Origin of the sequence: Neptuniibacter sp. QD37_11, from assembly GCF_047778105.1 — a bacterium.
Lineage (GTDB): Bacteria > Pseudomonadota > Gammaproteobacteria > Pseudomonadales > Balneatricaceae > Neptuniibacter.
Map to the genome: position 1 here is coordinate 2809494 of NZ_CP180552.1, position 21935 is coordinate 2831428.

At 45.2% G+C, this 21935-nt stretch carries 15 protein-coding genes, 2 tRNA genes and 3 rRNA genes; 4 read left to right on the forward strand and 16 right to left on the reverse strand.

Translation table 11 applies throughout. The features are described 5' to 3' along the window. Positions 1 to 109: 109 nt before the first annotated feature. A complete protein-coding gene (gene glnA, locus ACMXYT_RS13110; protein WP_415901891.1) occupies positions 110 to 1516 on the reverse strand; it encodes a glutamate--ammonia ligase in 1407 nt (468 codons plus the stop codon). A gap of 446 nt (positions 1517 to 1962) precedes the next feature. Between glnA and typA the strand changes: the two genes are divergently transcribed. The 3 genes from typA to dtd all read left to right on the forward strand — a co-directional run bounded on the left by typA (position 1963) and on the right by dtd (position 5313). Continuing rightward, entirely contained in the window at positions 1963 to 3774 is a 1812-nt protein-coding gene (gene typA / locus ACMXYT_RS13115) for a translational GTPase TypA (RefSeq protein WP_415893465.1), read from the forward strand. Positions 3775 to 3897: 123 nt separating this feature from the next. Next, positions 3898 to 4848, forward strand: a complete 951-nt coding sequence (pip, locus tag ACMXYT_RS13120) for a prolyl aminopeptidase (protein WP_415899044.1) — start codon at positions 3898 to 3900, stop codon at positions 4846 to 4848. A 27-nt stretch (positions 4849 to 4875) separates the two neighbouring features. Beyond that, entirely contained in the window at positions 4876 to 5313 is a 438-nt protein-coding gene (gene dtd / locus ACMXYT_RS13125; RefSeq protein WP_415899045.1) for a D-aminoacyl-tRNA deacylase, read from the forward strand. Between the two features lie 14 nt (positions 5314 to 5327). On the opposite strand, the gene ACMXYT_RS13130 is transcribed toward dtd, so the two are convergent. Both ACMXYT_RS13130 and ACMXYT_RS13135 read right to left on the reverse strand, forming a co-directional pair. Then, entirely contained in the window at positions 5328 to 6011 is a 684-nt protein-coding gene (locus tag ACMXYT_RS13130; protein WP_415899046.1) for a tRNA-uridine aminocarboxypropyltransferase, read from the reverse strand. Next, positions 6008 to 6505: a hypothetical protein gene (locus ACMXYT_RS13135; RefSeq protein WP_415911542.1), complete on the reverse strand. Its 498-nt coding sequence runs from the start codon at positions 6503 to 6505 to the stop codon at positions 6008 to 6010. Before ACMXYT_RS13135 ends, ACMXYT_RS13130 begins: the two co-directional genes overlap by 4 nt. Positions 6506 to 6658: 153 nt before the next feature. Between ACMXYT_RS13135 and ACMXYT_RS13140 the strand changes: the two genes are divergently transcribed. Next, positions 6659 to 7501, forward strand: a complete 843-nt coding sequence (locus ACMXYT_RS13140; protein ID WP_415899048.1) for an HDOD domain-containing protein — start codon at positions 6659 to 6661, stop codon at positions 7499 to 7501. 193 nt (positions 7502 to 7694) lie between these two features. Here the strand turns inward: ACMXYT_RS13140 and rrf are convergent. The 13 genes from rrf to rlmN all read right to left on the reverse strand — a co-directional run bounded on the left by rrf (position 7695) and on the right by rlmN (position 21869). Next, positions 7695 to 7810: ribosomal RNA gene (gene rrf / locus ACMXYT_RS13145) — 5S ribosomal RNA — on the reverse strand. Positions 7811 to 7952: 142 nt separating this feature from the next. Next, a 23S ribosomal RNA gene (locus ACMXYT_RS13150) occupies positions 7953 to 10837 on the reverse strand. A 216-nt stretch (positions 10838 to 11053) separates the two neighbouring features. Then, a tRNA-Ala gene (locus ACMXYT_RS13155) sits at positions 11054 to 11129 on the reverse strand. Between the two features lie 23 nt (positions 11130 to 11152). Next, positions 11153 to 11229, reverse strand: a tRNA-Ile gene (locus tag ACMXYT_RS13160). A gap of 68 nt (positions 11230 to 11297) precedes the next feature. After that, a 16S ribosomal RNA gene (locus ACMXYT_RS13165) occupies positions 11298 to 12837 on the reverse strand. The 16S, 23S and 5S rRNA genes sit together here with 2 tRNA genes alongside, the layout of an rRNA operon. Positions 12838 to 13440: 603 nt before the next feature. Then, positions 13441 to 14286 carry a glutamate racemase gene (gene murI, locus ACMXYT_RS13170; RefSeq protein WP_415899049.1) on the reverse strand — a complete coding sequence of 282 codons (846 nt, stop codon included), beginning with the start codon at positions 14284 to 14286 and terminating at the stop codon, positions 13441 to 13443. Next, on the reverse strand, positions 14283 to 15728 hold the full coding sequence (gene der / locus ACMXYT_RS13175) for a ribosome biogenesis GTPase Der (RefSeq protein WP_415899050.1): 1446 nt from the start codon (positions 15726 to 15728) through the stop codon (positions 14283 to 14285). The genes murI and der overlap by 4 nt, the downstream gene beginning before the upstream one ends. Positions 15729 to 15815: 87 nt before the next feature. Further along, on the reverse strand, positions 15816 to 16967 hold the full coding sequence (gene bamB / locus ACMXYT_RS13180) for an outer membrane protein assembly factor BamB (protein WP_415899051.1): 1152 nt from the start codon (positions 16965 to 16967) through the stop codon (positions 15816 to 15818). Beyond that, positions 16968 to 17627: a YfgM family protein gene (locus tag ACMXYT_RS13185; protein WP_415899052.1), complete on the reverse strand. Its 660-nt coding sequence runs from the start codon at positions 17625 to 17627 to the stop codon at positions 16968 to 16970. Between the two features lie 52 nt (positions 17628 to 17679). Continuing rightward, positions 17680 to 18915: a histidine--tRNA ligase gene (gene hisS, locus ACMXYT_RS13190; protein WP_415901126.1), complete on the reverse strand. Its 1236-nt coding sequence runs from the start codon at positions 18913 to 18915 to the stop codon at positions 17680 to 17682. Between the two features lie 48 nt (positions 18916 to 18963). Further along, positions 18964 to 19959, reverse strand: coding sequence for a RodZ domain-containing protein (locus ACMXYT_RS13195; RefSeq protein ID WP_415899053.1), 996 nt, complete (start codon positions 19957 to 19959; stop codon positions 18964 to 18966). Beyond that, on the reverse strand, positions 19956 to 20723 hold the full coding sequence (pilW, locus tag ACMXYT_RS13200; protein ID WP_415911543.1) for a type IV pilus biogenesis/stability protein PilW: 768 nt from the start codon (positions 20721 to 20723) through the stop codon (positions 19956 to 19958). Before pilW ends, ACMXYT_RS13195 begins: the two co-directional genes overlap by 4 nt. Positions 20724 to 20735: 12 nt before the next feature. Beyond that, positions 20736 to 21869 (reverse strand): 23S rRNA (adenine(2503)-C(2))-methyltransferase RlmN, encoded by a 1134-nt coding sequence (gene rlmN, locus ACMXYT_RS13205; RefSeq protein ID WP_415911544.1) that lies wholly within the window; start codon positions 21867 to 21869, stop codon positions 20736 to 20738. Positions 21870 to 21935 lie beyond the last annotated feature (66 nt).

Here is a 21935-nt window from a genome sequence, read left to right on the forward strand (position 1 = left end):
GTGCATTAAATATTATTAAGATATTAATCGTCACTAAATAAGTGCATAACGGTAAGATTTAAAAACAAAAAAGCCTCCACAAGGGAGGCTTTTTCAGAAGAATTAAGACTTATACAGAGTAGTACAGGTCAAATTCAACTGGGTGAGTAGTCATGTTCACTTTCTCAACTTCTTCACGCTTAAGCGCGATGAACGCATCAAGCATGTCATCAGTGAATACACCACCTTGAGTCAAGAACTCACGATCTTCTTCAAGAGCGTTTAGAGCTTCTTCTAGAGATGAAGCAACCTGTGGGATCTCAGCAGCTTCTTCAGCTGGTAGATCGTAAAGGTCTTTGTCTGCAGCATCGCCAGGGTGGATCTTGTTCTTGATACCGTCAAGACCAGCCATCATTAGTGCAGAGAAACATAGGTATGGGTTCGCAGATGGATCTGGGAAACGCGCTTCTACACGACGTGCTTTAGGGCTAGTCACGTATGGGATACGGATTGAAGCAGAACGGTTACGTGCAGAGTAAGCAAGCATAACTGGAGCTTCGAAACCTGGTACTAGACGCTTGTAAGCGTTAGTAGAAGAGTTAGTCAAAGCGTTAAGCGCTTTAGCGTGCTTGATGATACCGCCGATGTAGTAAAGAGCAGTTTCAGACATGCCCGCGTATGCATCACCAGCAAACAGGTTAACACCGTCTTTAGATAGAGACATGTGAACGTGCATACCAGAACCGTTGTCACCAACTAGTGGCTTAGGCATGAATGTAGCTGTTTTGCCGTAAGCGTGTGCAACGTTGTGTACACAGTACTTAAGAACCTGAACTTCGTCCGCTTTAGCAGTTAAAGTGTTCGCACCAACACCAATTTCACACTGACCAGCAGTTGCTACTTCGTGGTGGTGTACTTCAATTTCAAGATCCATCGCTTCCATCGCGTCACACATAGCGCCACGTAGGTCGTGAAGAGAATCAATTGGTGGTACTGGGAAGTAACCGCCTTTAACACGTGGACGGTGACCAGTGTTACCACCTTCGATCTTGTGGCTAGACGCCCAAGATGCTTCTTCAGAAGCGATTGTGTAACCACAACCAGAGATATCTGCATGCCATTTCACTTCGTCAAATACGAAGAATTCTGGCTCAGGACCGAACATAGCTGTGTCAGCAATACCTGTAGACTTAAGGTACTCTTCTGCGCGCTTAGCTACAGAACGTGGGTCACGCTCGTAACCTTGACCAGTAGCTGGCTCAACGATGTTACAACGAACGATTACAGTAGTAGCTTCAGAGAATGGATCCAGCAGAGAAGCGCTGTCGTCCGGCATCAGGATCATGTCGGAATCGTTAATACCTTTCCAACCTGAGATGGATGAACCATCGAACATTTTACCTTCTTCAAAGAAGTCATCGCCCATGTCGGAAACTGGGATAGTTACGTGCTGCTCTTTACCGTGAGAGTCGGTGAAACGTAGGTCAATCCACTTAGCATTGCTTTCTTTGATCAGATTCAGAGTCTTCTCTGACATGAGACTTTCTCCACTTAGTAATTACCAGGCTGAACATTGTCAGCCTAAAGAAATCAGAATTAATTATCGGCTTAGGACAAAGCAACAAGCGTGCCAGAATAGAAAACCCAGCATTCCTCAACATTTAGAGGCACTTGCAGCATAAATGCACCAAAAGCACCGCACCAAAATCGAACACAAGCAACTTTAATGCACCATAATAGTGCAAGCTTCATTGAATCAATTTTTATGCACCGTTATGGGCCTATAATATACTCCAACCTTATTCAAAACGCCCACCTATAATGTGTCTGTTTTTAACTTAATTCCTACTCAGATCAATCTGCTCATGTAGATAGAAATAATAAAAACAAAAACTCTATCGATTTGATTAAGAAATATGCAGTAATTTATCTATAAACACGTATAATTCCGCATTCGCAAAAATATCTCACAGGTATACACACGTGATCGAAAAGCTAAGAAACATCGCTATCATCGCGCACGTTGACCACGGTAAAACAACCCTGGTTGATAAGCTGCTTGCACAATCCGGCACACTAGGCCGTCGTGATGAAGGCACTGAGCGCATCATGGACTCCAACGACCAGGAGAAAGAGCGCGGCATTACCATTTTGGCAAAAAACACTGCTATCAAATGGAACGACTACCGCATCAACATTGTGGACACTCCTGGGCACGCCGACTTCGGTGGTGAAGTAGAGCGCGTACTGTCTATGGTTGACTGTGTATGCCTACTAGTTGACGCTGTTGATGGCCCAATGCCACAAACACGCTTCGTAACTCAGAAAGCATTTGACCAAGGCCTACGCCCAATCGTTGTTATCAACAAGATTGACCGCCCTGGCGCACGTCCAGATTGGGTTATCGATCAAGTATTTGATCTATTCGATAGCCTAGGTGCTACTGATGAGCAACTAGACTTCCCAATTGTTTACGCATCTGCACTAAACGGTATTGCAGGTCTAGAGCCAGACGATATGTCTGAGGATATGACACCACTTTTCGAAGCGATCGTTGAGCATGTAGATCCACCAAAAGTAGACGTTGATGGCCCACTACAGATGCAAGTATCTGCACTTGACTACAACAGCTACCTTGGCGTTATCGGTGTTGGCCGAGTTACTCGTGGTACTATCAACACGAATACGCAAGTAAAAGTTATTGATCGTGAAGGCGCTGTTCGTAGCGGCCGTATCCTGAAGATCATGGGTTATCACGGCCTAGAGCGTGTAGAAGTAGAAAGCGCAACTGCAGGGGACATTATTTGTGTTACTGGTATTGACGCTTTAAACATCTCCGACACTATCTGCGACCCTGATAAAGTTGAAGCTCTACCTGCACTAAGTGTAGATGAGCCGACAGTCTCCATGACCTTCCAAGTTAACGACTCTCCGTTCGCAGGTCAGGATGGTAAGTTTGTAACTAGCCGTAACATCAAAGAGCGCCTAGATCGTGAACTTATCCACAACGTTGCCCTACGCGTAGAAGATGGTGAAACACCAGAGAAATTTAAAGTTTCTGGCCGTGGTGAACTTCACCTTTCTGTATTGATTGAAACAATGCGCCGTGAAGGCTTCGAGCTAGGTGTATCTCGTCCAGAAGTAATTCAGAAAGAAGTCGATGGTGAAATCCACGAACCATACGAAATGGTTATGATCGACGTTGAAGACGAGCACCAAGGTTCTGTTATTGAAGAACTAGGCAAGCGTAAAGGTGACATGACAAACATGGAAGTAGACGGCAAAGGCCGTGTACGTCTAACGTTCATGATCCCATCTCGCGGCCTTATCGGCTTCCGTTCTCTGTTCCTGACAATGACTTCAGGTACAGGCATCATGACTTCTATCTTCGACCACTATGGTCCAGTTAAAGAAGGTGAAGTTGTTAGCCGTATCAATGGTGTTCTTGTATCCATGGTTACAGGTAAAGCTCTTGGTTACGCACTATGGAACCTACAAGACCGTGGTCGTCTATGCATCGAACCAAACGTTGAAGTTTACGAAGGTATGCTACTAGGCATCCACAGTCGTAATAATGACCTAGCTGTAAACCCAACTAAAGGTAAGCAGCTAACTAACGTTCGTGCTTCTGGTTCTGATGAAAACATCCAGCTAACACCTCCTGTGAAATTCACACTGGAGCAAGCGCTAGATTTCATCGAAGATGATGAATTGGTAGAAGTTACACCTAACTTCATCCGTCTACGTAAGAAGCTTCTTAAAGAGAACGAACGTAAACGCGCGAAGAACAAATAAGAGATTATCTCTATCTTAAAAAGGCAGCCTTGAGCTGCCTTTTTTATTTTCTAATACCGTAGCTCTGACACAACTAGCTCACTATACTTACAAATTAGGACGTCAATCTGTGCCGGAGGCCATATGCGCATTCCCTACCCTGAAATACACCCCTATAACGAATTTCAGCTAAAGGTATCTGATACCCACAGCCTTTATGTAGAGGAAAGTGGCAACCCTCAAGGTATGCCAGCACTATTTGTTCACGGAGGCCCCGGCGGCGGAACTGCGCCAGCACATCGAAGCTTTTTTGATCCAGAGAAATATCGAATCATTTTGTTTGATCAACGCGGTTGCGGCAAATCTACACCTCATTCAGATCTCACAGATAATACGACCTCTGATCTAATAGCAGACATGGAAGCAATCAGAAAATATCTGAATGTGGATAAATGGTTACTATTCGGTGGTTCTTGGGGCTCTACTCTAAGCATTCTCTACGCTCAAGCTCATCCCGGTCGAGTATCCGGCATGATTCTCAGAGGCATTTTTCTCTGTCGAGAACAGGATATCCAGTGGTTTTATCAACGTGGAGCGAGTGCAATTTTCCCAGACTATTGGAAAGAGTACGAACAGATCATTCCAAGAACTGAGCGTGACGACATGCTCAAAGCCTACTACAAGCGCTTAACCTCATCTAATGAGATCGCACGCATGTCTGCAGCAAAGGCATGGTCAATATGGGAAGGTCGTTGCTCTACGCTAGATCCAAACAACGATATAGTTGATCATTTTGCAGATCCCCACGTAGCGCTTGCAATGGCGAGAATAGAAGCGCATTTCTTTATAAATAAAGCCTTTATAGAGCCCAACCAAATCATTAATAATTGTTCCAAAATAGAAAAAATTAAAACAGTGATCGTACATGGCCGTTACGATATGGTATGCCCCATCGAACAAGCTCAAGCTCTCTATGATGCTTTACCAGAATCAGAGTTTCACATCGTACGAGACGCCGGTCATTCAGCGTTTGAGCCTGGTATTACTGACAATCTAATTCGTGCAACAGATAACTTCGCCATATCATTGGCATAATACATACAGACACAAGCAAACCTGAATATGAAAGCACTGATCCAAAGAGTAAAATCAGCTAGCGTCGAAGTTAACGCAGAAACCGTAGGCAAAATTAACCAAGGCATTTTATTACTACTGGGTATAGAGAAAACTGACACTGAAGCAGACGCCAACAAACTGCTAAAAAAAATACTCGGTTATCGTGTTTTTGCTGATAACGAAGGGAAAATGAACCTCAATCTACAACAGATCAATGGCGGATTGCTCATAGTCTCTCAATTCACGATTGTGGCAGACACTAAAAAAGGTTTACGACCAAGCTTCTCTTCAGGCGCATCACCAGAGCACGGTGAAAAACTATATAACTACTTTGTACAGCAAGCCAAACAACAGCACACAGAGGTTGAAACAGGTATTTTTGCTGCGGATATGGCCGTCTCATTAACCAATGATGGGCCAGTTACCTTTTGGCTGGAAAGCTAAAGTTACAGGGCCTATCAAACCTCCGATGAGAGCTGATAGGCCTTTAATCGCTTCTTCTCTTCTACCTCATCATCAATCGGTCTATTTAATCTCGCCGCCCGATAATGGTTATTAAAGACAGAAAAATAATCTGACATTATTTCTGCCCCTTTTTGATCACCGGCTAGCTTTAACATTTCTGCAGCCACCTCAGCTGTACACAATTGACCAGCAACAGGCGCCTTGCGCAGCTTATATTGAGAGGTAGAAGTTACATGGGGCTGGATGACCGGTAGGTGATCTAAATAGCGGCTATGCCGAAACATACGCCTAGCTTGACGCCAAGTACCATCGAGGATGATGAAAACTGGCTTTTTCCCAGGCTTGAGCTCGAAATCAACCATCCTACCCATATAGTCATCACCCTCCGGAAAAACAATGTAAGGGTCTATGTCCTCATGATTTATTGCCTCAAGCAACTCCTGACTAGGCTCAGTCCTAGACCATTTAAATCGTTGCGTGTCGGCAATACAGTCCTCAATGAGTCGCCCCGTATTGGTAGGCTTGAATGTTTCATCATGATGCATAAGTAAGTAAAAACTCGCTAAAGCATCGTACTGAAGTTTGTAATCACAAATACAAGCGCGAATAGACAATAAGCACGACTTACAACGCTCGGTTTTAGACCCGCGAGCAATGAATGGTTTGGATTCAATCATTGTAATGTTTGAGGTTGATTAGAAGATTGGAACAGCTCCGCGGCGACACCCCAGTCTAAACCGACGGCTCCACGGTGTAAGAGATGAAATATTTGATGAAGCTCTTGATAACTTAGAACACTAGCCGCGACAGGTTCGTCACCACCGGAAAAAAATAAAAGCTTATACTGCCCGTCGTGATGACTAATATCTAATCGACTTAGTAGCAATGCACTTTCAGCCATAACTTGAGTGCTTTCTCGCTGAACCTGGAGAGCTTGTTGAGCGTCCTCATGATGAAACTGAGCCATATGCATCTTTTGCTGAACGGGCGCATCGGCTATTTCAGTTACCGTCTTTTCGAGCAACCCCTGCACAGCATCGAGCAAACGCAGCACTAATTTTCGTGTCAGCCAAAAATCGATTCTCTGCTGTCCATTACTAAGATTACCGACAAGAAGAATTCGATCTTCCAGTTGATCATAATTAAAAGTAAAAGCAGCAATATTTAACATCGAATGCCTCATTTAGCTGAAAAAATTTAACGTAACCACAAAATAGGTTAGCCAGATAATTAGTCTAAGCTAAGCTTTTGAATACAATTAAAAATTGTCAGCTATCATTGAATAAAGTAAGTTGTATTTTAACAACTATTTGAGAAGGACTGTATGCCTCCTGTTTCAGAACAATCAACAAGTTATGTGATCCCAGCGCGCCCAGAAGTACTTATAAGTATCACTGAGGCTCTGAGACAATCAGATCCTGACATCAAAGGCATCTGTAATTTAATCAAACAGGACGTAGCCTTATATAGCTCAGTTATCGCTACTGTTAACTCATCATATTTTGGAATACGGACAGAAATAACATCCGTTGAACGAGCGGTTGCACTTTTGGGTATTAAACGGGTTTTTAATATCGTGCAACTGGCAGCATTAAAGAACAGCCTCTCAGCAGTAGGCCCAATGGAGAGGTTCTGGGATACAGCCACAGAAGTAGCTCGAATCACCGCCGCTTTAGCAAATCAATTCACCAATCTAGATCCTGACGAAACCTACACACTAGGCATGCTACATGACAGTGGCATTCCACTATTAATGCAAGCCAAGCCCGAATTCAAGGACAAACTTAGGGAGCTCAATGGAGCAAGCCTAACAGAAATTAATGAGCAAGAGCTCGCTCTATATGGCGTTAGTCATTATCAACTAAGCGCAGAACTCGCTAGAAAGTGGAATATAGGCGAATCCACAGCAGAAGCTATTGCTCGACAGCCCTACTACGAAAAGACCTTCCAAGAGCCAGCTGACGAAAAAGAGGCAATGCGCTTAAAACTATGCATGCTTCTTTTAGCAAGAGACATTAGTGATGCTTACAGGCACTTCTGGCGAATTCCAGATCCTAAAGAAGAAGCAATCAAGATTATGCCGGTCTTGAACTTCCTCGGAATTAGCGACTTTGACTACGCCGATCTGAAAGAAGACATAGTTAATACACTTAGCCTGCAGCAATGAATATCTTCAGTTGCTAGTTGCTAGTTGCTAGTTGCTAGTTGCTAGTTGCTAGTTGCTAGTTGCTAGTTGCTAGTTGCTAGTTGCTAAAGAGGGTATGCGGATAAAACCTGGTGTAAATACTTGGTTAAGTAGTTTTATCCCAAAACGAAAAAACCCCGATCACAGCGTGACCGGGGTTTTCTCTTAATTAAATGCTTGGCGATGACCTACTCTCACATGGGGAAGCCCCACACTACCATCGGCGATGTTGCGTTTCACGTCTGAGTTCGGGATGGATTCAGGTGGTTCCACAACTCTATGGTCGCCAAGCAAAACTGTTACAACTTAGATCTGATTCTTCTTTTATTTGATCTAGATAGTTTATCGACTGTAGCTTAACTACGCGCTAATTCGTTACTCTCTATCGTCTTACATATCTTACAAGTCACTTGCCAAACGCCTTGGGCGTTATATGGTCAAGCCTCACGGGCAATTAGTATTGGTTAGCTCAACGCCTCACAGCGCTTCCACACCCAACCTATCAACGTCGTAGTCTTCAACGGCCCTTTAGGGGAATCAAGTTCCCAGTGAGATCTCATCTTGAAGGAGGCTTCCCGCTTAGATGCTTTCAGCGGTTATCCCGTCCGAACGTAGCTACCCGGCAATGCAATTGGCATCACAACCGGTACACCAGAGGTTCGTTCACTCCGGTCCTCTCGTACTAGGAGCAACTCTTCTCAAATCTCAAACGCCCACGGCAGATAGGGACCGAACTGTCTCACGACGTTCTAAACCCAGCTCGCGTACCACTTTAAATGGCGAACAGCCATACCCTTGGGACCGGCTTCAGCCCCAGGATGTGATGAGCCGACATCGAGGTGCCAAACACCGCCGTCGATGTGAACTCTTGGGCGGTATCAGCCTGTTATCCCCGGAGTACCTTTTATCCGTTGAGCGATGGCCCTTCCATACAGAACCACCGGATCACTAGAACCTACTTTCGTACCTGCTCGACGTGTCTGTCTCGCAGTCAAGCACCCTTCTACTCTTGCGCTCATTGCATGATTTCCGACCATGCTGAGGGTACCTTCGTGCTCCTCCGTTACTCTTTGGGAGGAGACCGCCCCAGTCAAACTACCCACCACACAATGTCCCCGATCCCGCTTAGGGAACTGGGTTAGAACCTCAACATTACCAGGCTGGTATTTCAAAGGTGGCTCCACCTGAACTGGCGTCCAAGTTTCAAAGCCTCCCAGCTATTCTACACAAGTAATGTCAAAGTCCACTGTGAAGCTGTAGTAAAGGTTCACGGGGTCTTTCCGTCTAGCCGCGGGTAAACTGCATCTTAACAGCTATTTCAATTTCACTGAGTCTCGGGTGGAGACAGTGTGGCCATCGTTACGCCATTCGTGCAGGTCGGAACTTACCCGACAAGGAATTTCGCTACCTTAGGACCGTTATAGTTACGGCCGCCGTTTACCGGGGCTTCGATCAAGAGCTTCGCACAAGTGCTAACCCCATCAATTAACCTTCCGGCACCGGGCAGGCGTCACACCCTATACGTCCTCTTTCGAGTTTGCAGAGTGCTATGTTTTTAATAAACAGTCGCAGCCACCTGGTATCTTCGACCGGCCTCAGCTTAGGGAGCAAGTCCCATCACCAAAACCGGCGCACCTTCTCCCGAAGTTACGGTGCCATTTTGCCTAGTTCCTTCACCCGAGTTTTCTCATACGCCTTAGTATTCTCTACCTGACCACCTGTGTCGGTTTAGGGTACGGTTAGTCATAACCTGAAGCTTAGAGGATTTTCCTGGAAGCATGGCATCAACTACTTCAGTCCATAAAGGACCTCGTCATCGGTTCTCGGTCTTAAGGACCCGGATTTGCCTAAGTCCTCAACCTACTACCTTAAACGCGGACAACCAACGCCGCGCTAGCCTAGCCTTCTCCGTCCCCCCATCGCAGTTATGAGCAGTACAGGAATATTAACCTGTTTCCCATCGGATACGCTCTTCAGCCTCTCCTTAGGGGCCGACTCACCCTACCTCGAATAGCGTTGGATAGGAACCCTTGGTCTTCCGGCGGGGAGGGTTTTCACCTCCCTTATCGTTACTCATGTCAGCATTCGCACTTCTGATACCTCCACGGTGCCTTACAGCTTCCGCTTCAACAGCTTACAGAACGCTCCTCTACCATGCACAAAGTGCATCCGTAGCTTCGGTGTTATGCTTAGCCCCGTTATATCTTCCGCGCGGGCCGACTCGACTAGTGAGCTATTACGCTTTCTTTAAAGGGTGGCTGCTTCTAAGCCAACCTCCTAGCTGTCTAAGCCTTCCCACATCGTTTCCCACTTAGCATAAACTTTGGGACCTTAGCTGACGGTCTGGGTTGTTTCCCTTTCCACGACGGACGTTAGCACCCGCCGTGTGTCTCCCGTGATTGAACTCATGGGTATTCGGAGTTTGCATCGGGTTGGTAAGTCGGGATGACCCCCTAGCCGAAACAGTGCTCTACCCCCATGGTTAGACACGAGGCACTACCTAAATAGTTTTCGAGGAGAACCAGCTATCTCCGAGTTTGATTAGCCTTTCACTCCTATCCACAAGTCATCCGCTGGCTTTTCAACGACAGTCGGTTCGGTCCTCCAATGCATGTTACTGCATCTTCAACCTGCCCATGGATAGATCACTCGGTTTCGGGTCTACTCCTAGCGACTGGACGCCCTATTAAGACTCGGTTTCCCTACGGCTCCGCAAATGCTTAACCTTGCCACTAAAAGTAAGTCGCTGACCCATTATACAAAAGGTACGCAGTCACCGTCCGAAAACGGCTCCCACTGCTTGTACGTACACGGTTTCAGGGTCTATTTCACTCCCCTCACAGGGGTTCTTTTCGCCTTTCCCTCACGGTACTGGTTCACTATCGGTCAGTCAGGAGTATTTAGCCTTGGAGGATGGTCCCCCCATATTCAGACAGCGTTTCACGTGTGCCGTCCTACTCGATTTCACTTTAAAAGACCTTTCACATACGGGGCTATCACCCACTATGGCCACACTTTCCAGAGTGTTCTGTTAAATCTAATAAAGCTTAAGGGCTGGTCCCCGTTCGCTCGCCGCTACTTAGGGAATCTCGGTTGATTTCTTTTCCTCTGGGTACTTAGATGTTTCAGTTCCCCAGGTTCGCCTCTAATAACCTATGTATTCAGTTAAAAGATACCTATAAATAGGTGGGTTTCCCCATTCGGAAATGTCCGGATCAAAGGTTGTTTACCACCTCCCCGAACCTTATCGCAGGTTACAACGTCCTTCATCGCCTCTGACTGCCAAGGCATCCACCGTGCACGCTTAGTCACTTGACCATATAACCCGAAGGCGTCTGGAATCACAGTAACTTGTATTGCTAGTAACGATAGATTTCGCCGAATTGGCGCATGCAGTAAAACTACATGTCTTAAATCTAAATCAAATGAATCAAATCCAAATTGTTAAAGAGCGTTTAAAGCAAAAAAGCTTTAAAAGATAATGTCTTAACCGACAATATGTTTTAAAACTCTTCCTTCTCATCCTTAGGATGATGGTGGAGCTATGCGGGATCGAACCGCAGACCTCCTGCGTGCAAAGCAGGCGCTCTCCCAGCTGAGCTATAGCCCCAAAGAAAACAGTAAGGCTATTATTGGTAGGCCTGAGTGGACTTGAACCACCGACCTCACCCTTATCAGGGGTGCGCTCTAACCAGCTGAGCTACAAGCCTACACCGTTGCTCTTAACTTCTCTGATCAGATAATTCGTGTGAACGCTTGCCGAGAATCGGCTTTCGTTTAAGGAGGTGATCCAGCCCCAGGTTCCCCTAGGGCTACCTTGTTACGACTTCACCCCAGTCATGAACCACACCGTGGTAACCGCCCTCCCGAAGGTTAAGCTAGCTACTTCTGGTGCAATCCACTCCCATGGTGTGACGGGCGGTGTGTACAAGGCCCGGGAACGTATTCACCGCGACATTCTGATTCGCGATTACTAGCGATTCCGACTTCATGGAGTCGAGTTGCAGACTCCAATCCGGACTACGACCGGTTTTCTGAGATTAGCTTACCCTCGCAGGTTCGCGGCCCTCTGTACCGGCCATTGTAGCACGTGTGTAGCCCAACTCGTAAGGGCCATGATGACTTGACGTCGTCCCCACCTTCCTCCGGTTTGTCACCGGCAGTCTCCTTAGAGTTCCCACCCGAAGTGCTGGCAAATAAGGACAAGGGTTGCGCTCGTTACGGGACTTAACCCAACATTTCACAACACGAGCTGACGACAGCCATGCAGCACCTGTCTCAGAGTTCCCGAAGGCACGAAACTATCTCTAGTAACTTCTCTGGATGTCAAGAGTTGGTAAGGTTCTTCGCGTTGCGTCGAATTAAACCACATGCTCCACCGCTTGTGCGGGCCCCCGTCAATTCATTTGAGTTTTAACCTTGCGGCCGTACTCCCCAGGCGGTCTACTTATCGCGTTAGCTGCGCCACTAAAAGATCAAGTCTCCCAACGGCTAGTAGACATCGTTTACGGCGTGGACTACCAGGGTATCTAATCCTGTTTGCTCCCCACGCTTTCGCACCTCAGTGTCAGTATCGGTCCAGGTAGTCGCCTTCGCCACTGGTGTTCCTTCCTATATCTACGCATTTCACCGCTACACAGGAAATTCCACTACCCTCTACCGTACTCTAGATTAGCAGTATCAGGTGCAGTTCCAAGGTTGAGCCCTGGGCTTTCACATCTGACTGACCAATCCACCTACGCGCGCTTTACGCCCAGTAATTCCGATTAACGCTCGCACCCTCCGTATTACCGCGGCTGCTGGCACGGAGTTAGCCGGTGCTTCTTCTGCAGTTAACGTCACAGCTAGCAGGTATTAACTACTAACCTTTCCTCACTGCTGAAAGTGCTTTACAACCCTAGGGCCTTCTTCACACACGCGGCATGGCTGCATCAGGCTTGCGCCCATTGTGCAATATTCCCCACTGCTGCCTCCCGTAGGAGTCTGGACCGTGTCTCAGTTCCAGTGTGGCTGATCATCCTCTCAGACCAGCTAGAGATCGTCGCCTTGGTGAGCCATTACCTCACCAACTAGCTAATCTCACGCAGGCTCATCCAATAGTGCAAGGTCCGAAGATCCCCTGCTTTCCCCCGTAGGGCGTATGCGGTATTAGACCAAATTTCTCTGGCTTATCCCCCGCTACTGGGTAGATTCCTACGCGTTACTCACCCGTCCGCCACTCGTCATCAACTAGCAAGCTAGTCATGTTACCGTTCGACTTGCATGTGTTAGGCCTGCCGCCAGCGTTCAATCTGAGCCATGATCAAACTCTTCAGTTTAAATCATTTGTGTTACCAGGAATGTGGTAACGGGCTCTAGTACTAAACAACCGGATAACATTCTTAAGAACGTTAAACCTTTGTAAATCGCTTTAAATGAATTCACTTGGTTGCTTGTCTAGAAAAAGTTTGCTTCTTCTCAACAAGCGCCCACACGAATTATCTGATCAAATTGTTAAAGAGCGTTGCTTTTTTGACTCTCCGCTGACTCAGCGTTTCGTCTCAAGCGAGGCGCATATTCTACTGTGCGCTCATTCAAAGTCAACCGTTTATTTTGCAATTTTGTAAAAAGCTTTTACTCAGCAACCGGACTTTGAATCCTGCTCCGTAAGAAATCTTAAAAACCAATGTTTTCAATCACTTACTAAGCACCTCACTCAGCTCTGCAGCCCCTTTAAAAGCGGCCTCCCTAAGCAAGGACGGCGAATTCTACAGACATCTGAAAAAGGGTCAACACCCAATCTTAAAAAAAGTGCAAAAAGTTGAAAAAACTTACAAATCACCGCAAATCGATCAAGCATTAATCAACGGAGTATAAATAGTAGTCAACAGATACAAAAAAGGCGCTGAGTTTTAGCTCAACGCCTCTTAATATAGTGAATACTAGTCTGGTGTACTGAAATGCTGGATATCTACTTGCTGTATTTCACCGACATCGATACTTTCAGAAAAAAAGTTCGTCGCAACTCGAGCAAACCTTAAAGGATCATCTGTAACAAGAAACTCAACTTCGCCTTTTTCCGATGAGAGATTTAGCAATTTTGATTGTGCTAATGTTTTCTCAACAGCATCTGCCGTAGTTTCTGCAGAATCAACTAAAGTAACCTCTTCCCCCATCACCGCAGCAATACTCGATTTTAAAGCTGGAAAATGGGTACAGCCTAAAACAAGAGTATCAATCTTACCTAAACCTCTATGTTTAAGTGGATGAAGGCACTTATCAACAATTCGCTCAACTAACTCACCTTCATGCCAACCTTCCTCTGCCAAAGCTACAAATAATGAACAAGCCTCTGCAGACACCGATGCTTCAGGATTTAGTTTAAGAATTGCGTTCTGATAGGCTTGGTTATTAACCGTACTCTCAGTTGCAATAACACCAATATTATTATTATGTGTTACTTTACAACCCGCTTCAGCTCCTGGCCCTATTACACCCATTACAGCAAGCTGCGGGAAAATGGCTTGCAACGGCTCAACAGCAACCGCTGAAGCAGTATTACAAGCAATAACTAGAAGCTTTATTTTTCGCTCTACTAATGCAGTTGCTGCTTGCTCAGCATATCGGGTTACTGATGCAGCACTTTTAGTACCATATGGAACCCGTGCTGTGTCACCTAGATAAAGAAGGTTTTCTGCAGGTAAACGCTGCCTAAGCGCATTTAATACAGTTAACCCTCCTACACCCGAATCAAATACGCCTATTGGAAGGCTACAGCGCTCGATCATCGTTTATTCTTATTTTTTTTCTTTTTGTTAGCTTTTTTCAACTGTTTCACGTGATCGCGGAAACGCTCTTTTTTAGCAAGCTGGCGGCTACTTAGCGGATTCTGCTTTCCTTCAAATGGGTTTTCGCTCGATTTGAATTCAAAACGAATAGGCGTGCCCTTAATACCCAAAACCTGGATGAATTTATTTTCTAAGTATCGTTTGTAAGAACCAGGTAGCGATTTTGTTTGGTTACCGTGAATTACAATCACAGGCGGGTTAGAACCACCTTGGTGAGCATAACGCAATTTAATACGGCGACCTTTGACCATTGGAGGCTGATGATCAGCGACTACATCCTCCAGTAATCGAGTCAATTTACTCGTTGACCACTTCGCCATTGCATATTCATATGCTTCATCGACAGAGTCGTACATATTACCGACATTACTGCCGTGTAATGCTGAGATAAAATGCATTTCCGCAAAATCGGCGAATTCTAATTTCCTTTCAATTTGCTCTTTTACCTTTGCCTTCTCTTCACCGGTCATGCCATCCCACTTGTTAAGCGCAATAACCATTGAGCGACCGCTATCGATGACAAAGCTAAGCATATGCATATCTTGCTCAGTCACACCTTCTCGAGCATCGATCACAAATACGACGACATGTGCATCATTTACTGCTTGCAATGTCTTAACGATAGAGAATTTTTCTGCCGCTTCTGTAATATTTTTCCGACGACGAACACCAGCCGTATCAATTAAGGTGTAGTTCTTCTCATCTCTAATATATGGGATATAAACACTGTCTCGAGTTGTACCTGCTTTATCAAATACAACTACACGATCTTCACCCAGCATTCGATTAACCAAAGTAGATTTACCTACATTTGGGCGACCAACTACGGCAATTTTAATACTCTTATCAACTTCATCCATGGTTTCTTGTGTTTCTTCCTCTACTTCAGGAAGTCCTTCAAGAACCATCTCGATCAACTGGGTTACACCACGGCCATGGGAAGCTGCAATCGGGAATGGCTGACCAAAGCCTAACTCATAGAAATCAGCGACAACCACATCTGGGTTTAAACCATCAGTCTTATTAACAACAAGGTAGAATGGCTTATTACTGCGACGAAGGTAATTCGCAATCATCTCATCAGCAGGGTTAATACCAGCTCGACCATCTACGATAAATAGTACTACATCAGCTTCTTCAACTGCCTGAAGCGATTGTTTTGCCATTTCATAATCAATACCTTGTTCATCACCGGTAATTCCCCCGGTATCAACAACAATGTAATCCTGTTCTTCATTCGCCAAGCGACCTTCACCGTATTTTCTATCACGGGTCAAACCTGGCAAATCAGCAACCAAGGCATCTCGAGAACGAGTAAGACGATTAAACAAAGTAGATTTGCCGACATTTGGTCGACCAACTAGCGCAATTACCGGTAGCATTTTACTCACCCCTGCTTTAAGTGCAGGTAAAAACAAAAACGGCGGCTATCTGCTCAGCAAATAGCCGCCTGAAAATTTATAATCTAATTACTGCAAACTTAGGGCAGCTAATCGACCACCATTTGTTAGCACGTACAGAACATCATCTTTCACGATCATATCACCATAGACACCTGACGAGTCTAGCTTATGACGCGCAATAAAGCGGCCATCAATCTGTGATAGGAAGTGTATGTATCCTTGACGATCTGCCACTGCAATTTCGGAACCTAAAGAAACAGGTGCAGTGATGCTTCGATATTGAAGCTTGGTTTGACGCCATACACTAGCACTACTTCCTCTATCGAATGCCTGCACAGAATCATCCGCTTCACTTACGTAGATATTGCCAAAGCCCTCAGCCATTGAGCGGTAGCTTGACACATCTTGAGCCCAAACAACCTGAGCTCTAAATGGGTTAATAGCGACTAAACGCCCTTGATAACTTGTAACGTATAACATGCCATCAACTAGCAATGGACGACCATCAATATCAACCATACGCTCTAATTCAGAGCGACCTTGTGGTAGCGCGACACGGTTTTCCCAAATAGGGATACCCTTTTGGTTATCTAACGCAACAAGCTTACCACTTGCTAAACCAGCAAAAGTAACATCGCTAGCTACGATTGGCGTACTTGTACCACGCAGCGTAAGCCTTGGTACTTGGCTATCGTAAACCCAACGCTTCTCACCGGTACTTGCTTCAAACGCTACAATTTTACCGTTGATCAGCTGAATAACTGCTAGCTCTGCATTAAATTGCGTCGCAGATGTTGCTTCCGAACTAACTTTTCCACGCCAAAGCTCATTACCGTTATCCGCAGCAAGGACGATCACCTCGCCCTCTTCTGTAGTAACAGCAACTTTACCGAAGCCTGCACCTACGCCACCAACAATCGACTGCTCTAGTTCAACCGTCCAGCGTTTTTTACCGGTTTCTAAATCAAAGGCGATTACAGAACCATCTGCATCTGCTGCAAAAATAGCGTCATGATCAATAGCAGGTTTAAACTGATGGAACTTACCCTTCATACCAGAGCCAGCAGAAGTGGACCAAAGTACCGATACTTTTTTCTCTGCTTCAAAAGACTCTAATGGCGTCGGTTGAACCTCTTCCCCGCCATCACCCCAGAATCCGCAACCGCTTACAACAGCTGCTAATAAACCAACAGCCGTTACACGAACAAGGCTCTTCATTTAGCTATCCTCAGATGCCAAGTCATTAAGTTTCATTTCCAGAATAGGTCGAGAACCTTCTTGACCCGCCGCTGCAACTGCAATTTTGTATGCTGCACGAGCTTTATCTGCATCACCTTGTTGCAAATACAGATCACCTTTCAGCTCTTCAATTGCAACTTTGTAACCACCCACGGGCACACTACCAATAAGCGTCAGCGCTTTATCAACTTCACCTTGGGCAGCAAGAATGCGTGCTTTACGTAAGTTGGCCAAAATAAACATAGATTCCGTTGGCTGGTTTTTAAGCAACCATTCCAACTCTTCTAGTGCTTTTGGTAGCTCTTTATTATCTGCAGCTACACGGGCCATTATTAACGCTGCATAATTAGCATATGCCGTGCCTTCATAATCATCTTTTAGCTGCTGGCTCAAGTGAGTCGCGGTAGCTAGTTGAGCTTCATCTTGTTGAGGCCCAACCGCACCTACAACGGCTTCTAGGAGGTTTTGATACAGAATAGATGCATTTTCAGCTTTAGCTGCTTGTTGATCCTGCCAGCCTTTCCATCCCAATACAGCAGCCAATGCCACAGCAACGCCCAAAATTAGGGATTTGCCGTTTTCATTCCACCAGTTTTTTAGTGCCTGGACCTGCTCTTCTTCGGTGCGTAACTCTGCCACCATTAACTCCTGTATCTAATAGACTTTTACGTTCGTATTTTACTAATCAGACTTATCGTAAACCGCTGATCTTATCGACAATTTGTTCTTCATTAAGATCAAATGAAGGCTCTTTGTCATACCAAATTGTGCCAGAAAGTTGCTGATTATCGTTTGCTTTAAGCAACAGAACAATAGGCGCACCCGTTTGCTGTGCTTTTTGGCTGATATTTTTTAAACCACCACAGTGAATACGGACCCTTAAACCCGGAAACTGATCACGTAGCTTATCCGCGAATAATACGATTCTTGATTGAATGCCTTTCTCCTCAGCTGCCACATAAAGATCAAAAGGCTGCTTTACACTTTCAGGTATCAGCTCTAAGGTTTCCAGCAATAGGATCAGGCGTTCAACCCCCATCGCGAAACCTACTGCAGGTGTTGGACGTCCACCAAGCTGCTTAACTAAGCCATCATAACGACCACCTGCACATACTGTTCCTTGAGCACCTAATTTCTCAGTCACCCACTCAAAAACCGTTTTGCAGTAGTAATCTAGACCACGCACTAAACGAGGATTAATCTCATAGGCGATACCCGCCTCATCTAACATTGAGGTTAATTCAGCAAAGTGGGTTTTCGATTCTTCATCAAGATAATCTGTAAGCACAGGTGCAGCATCAAGTAATGCTTGAGTATTCTGATCTTTACTGTCGAGAATACGAAGTGGGTTAGAATCAAGGCGACGCAAACTGTCTTCGTCCAACTGATCCTTTCTTTCTTCTAGATATTCAACAAGTGCAGCTTTATAATCCGCTCTTGCTTCGTTACTACCTAGCGAATTTAATTGCAGCGTTACCGAATCGAGAAGACCTAAGTGTTTCCATAATCGAGCACTTAGCATGATCACTTCGGCATCAATATCAGATGACGCCATACCAAAGGTCTCTACGCCAATTTGATGAAATTGACGATAACGGCCTTTCTGCGGGCGCTCATAACGGAACATTGGTCCTTGATACCAAAAGCGCTGCATCTGATTAAACAACAAGCCATGCTCCTCTGCTGCGCGGACACAACTTGCAGTACCTTCTGGACGCAAAGTTAAGCTTTCGCCATTGCGATCATCAAAGGTGTACATCTCTTTCTCAACGATATCAGTAACTTCACCGATAGAGCGTTTAAAAAGATTTGTTTGCTCAACCACAGGCATACGAATTTCACTATAACCGTATGCTGATAGAACATCTTTAACTGTCTTTTCTAGGTACTGCCATATTGGCGTTTGTTCAGGCAGGATGTCGTTCATCCCGCGAATGGCTTTAATCTTGGCCAAAACGAAAACCTTAATTCAAAATTATTCTGCTACCGGAAGGGTCAAGCGGACAATATTCTTACGTGTGTGAGGATCTAGATTAAGTGCTTTACCGTTATAGCTCACACTAGACACAGCATCTGCAGCCCCGATCAAAATATTCAATGGCGGTTTACCTGTCACATTAAGGCTTTGCCCTTTACCTCTAAGGTTATTAAACAAAGTCTTACCATTCGCATCCTTGATAGACACCCAACACTCTGCGACAAAAGAGGCGCTAAAATTAACTTCACTTAGATCCGCCGTAGAAGGTGTAGGAACAGGTTCTGAGTCAGGCTCAGTCGCCGCTTCAGTTTCTTCTGTAGTTTGAGCTTCTTTCTGCTCAATCGCTGTTTGTAACTTCTTAATCTCCTCAGCAGTGAGATATTCGGGTTCAGCTTCAGACTGATCTGCTGTAGGCGCCTGCTCCTCTACCGAATCAGATGCAGGCTGATCATCTAACTTTGGCAACACTAACTGGGCAGTCCCACCTTCTATTGCTACGACTGCATCTTCGGTTGGAGTTGGTAAAGACTCTGTTTGCACTGAACTTTCTTCTGTAGGTGCTATATCTTGTATAGATCCACCATGCTGAGTCTGCCACCACCATAGAATTAAACCGATAAGAGCGATAACGATAAGCCATGTTGAGATTTTCATCACGGGGTGATTCATCTCAACTTGCTGACGAACACGACTTACTGGGCGAATTTGACCTTTACCACCCTCGCCATGAATCGTTTCAAATTCTGCAACGAGTTGATCATCATCAAGGTGGAGTAGCTTCGCATAAGCACGGATATAGCCTTTAGCAAAGACAAGGCTGGGTAAGCCTTCTAAGCTACAAGCTTCCAGTTGAATAATATACTGTGCAGGTAAATTAAGATCGGTAGCTACTTGTTCAATACTTAAGGATAGATTTTCACGTGCTGTAGTTAAACGCGCACCCCACTCTTCTGCCAATACTTCGGGCAAACATTCTTGCTGTTCTGTGCTCAACGAGTGGACTCCTTATATTCCTGATACTCTTTTGATTCAGGAAATAAATTTTTCAATATCAAAGCGTATGTTGCAGCTCTGGAGGCGTTACGCTCTTCCCTAGCCAAACGTATACCAACCCAAAGGCTTTTAGCGTAATGCTCAACCCTACGGCTTTCAACAAGCGCTAAGAATTTTTGAAACTGTTTGTCTGCTTCTAGATAGTTACCTTCAGCAAGTAATATTTCAGATAATTCAACCATAGACACTGGCCTATTAGCTGTAACCTGAAGTGCACGTTGAAAGGCATGCTTAGCCGCATCTTCTCGATTCAGGTTGCGATAACAACGACCTAAATTTTCAAATGCTTGAGAGCGGCGATTATAGAAAGGATCTTCTGTCGCTCGAGCTAAGGCTCTGCACGCTTCTTCGTAACGCCCCTTTGCAAACAGAAAGGCGCCAAAATTATTGTGCATCATCGCGGATGAAGGCTCAAGAGCAGCAGCCCTACGAAAATACTTTTCCGCCAAATCATCATCACCTTCAATTTGGAACGCCAATGCTATGCCATTATGTGCTTCAGCATAACCTGACTGTATCTCAATAGCTCTTTGAAATGATGTTTTCGCGTTTGAAGTGTCACCGGATCGAAGGTATTGAAATCCTAAGCGAGTATAAGCCTCATGTGCCTGATTTTTCTCGCTATTTCTTGAGGAGCCTTTAGTTGCACACCCTGCAACGACTAGCACCATGAACAAAGCGAGTACCAGTTTGATTCCTCTCACGCGCTATCCCTCTTATTGCGTATTTTGCGACACCTGCTGTTCTTCTTGGACAACAGGAATATATTTTTGGCTGCGTCGGGTTTTATCTGCCACTTGCCCCACTAACTGACCGCAGGCAGCATCGATCTCATCACCACGCGTACGTCGGACTGTAGTTACAATTCCACCATGAACGATTACTTCTTTAAATGCCACTATTCTTTCTTCTGAAGGGCGTTCATAGCCTGAATTCGGGAAAGGATTAAATGGAATCAGGTTGAGCTTAGACGGCATCTTGCGCAGAATTTTTAATAACTGTTTAGCGTGCTCAGGCTTATCATTCACACCGTTAATCAGAGTATATTCGACGGTGATCACACGCTTATCATTTAAGTTTTCAAGGTAACGATTACATGCAGCTACCAATTCTTTGATTGGATAACGGCGGTTAATAGGTACCAGAATATCTCGTAGATCATCATTTGGCGCATGAAGGGATACAGCCAAAGAAACATCCGTTACGTCTTTTAACTTATCAATAGCCGGAACAACACCTGCTGTTGATAGCGTTACTCGACGCTTAGAAAGACAATAAGCATTATCTTCCATCATCAATGTCATCGCATCGACAACATTTTCAAAATTCATTAAGGGCTCGCCCATACCCATCATTACAACATTGGACACCACGCGCTGTGAGGTCGTGTTGTAGTCGCCATAAGAGCGAATCGCAATCCGAAGCTGCCCGATAATCTCAGCCGCTGTCAGATTACTGTTAAAGCCTTGCTTACCTGTGGAACAGAAGCTGCAATCTAGAGAACAACCCACCTGAGAAGAAACACATAGAGTCTTCCTTTCACCATCAGGGATCAACACAGCTTCAACGCTAGAACCGCCTTCTGTACGAATAACCCACTTACGTGTTCCATCCTTAGACGTTTTCTCCATGAGAACTTCGGGCTCGCGGATTTCAGCAACCTCCGCCAGTTTTTGGCGCAGTGCTTTACTGATATTTGTCATCTCTTCAAAATCAGAAGCGCCTAACTGATGAATCCATTTCAGTACTTGAGTTGCTCGGAATTTCTTTTCCCCAATTTCCTCAAAGAAAGCTTCCATCTTTGTTGGAGATAAACCGAGTAAATTTACTTTTTTAGCGGATTCAGTCATGGATGACAGGTACTCATATTTTGTAACAAAGGCAGGCTGCCTGTAAAAAGTCTAGATTACAGACAG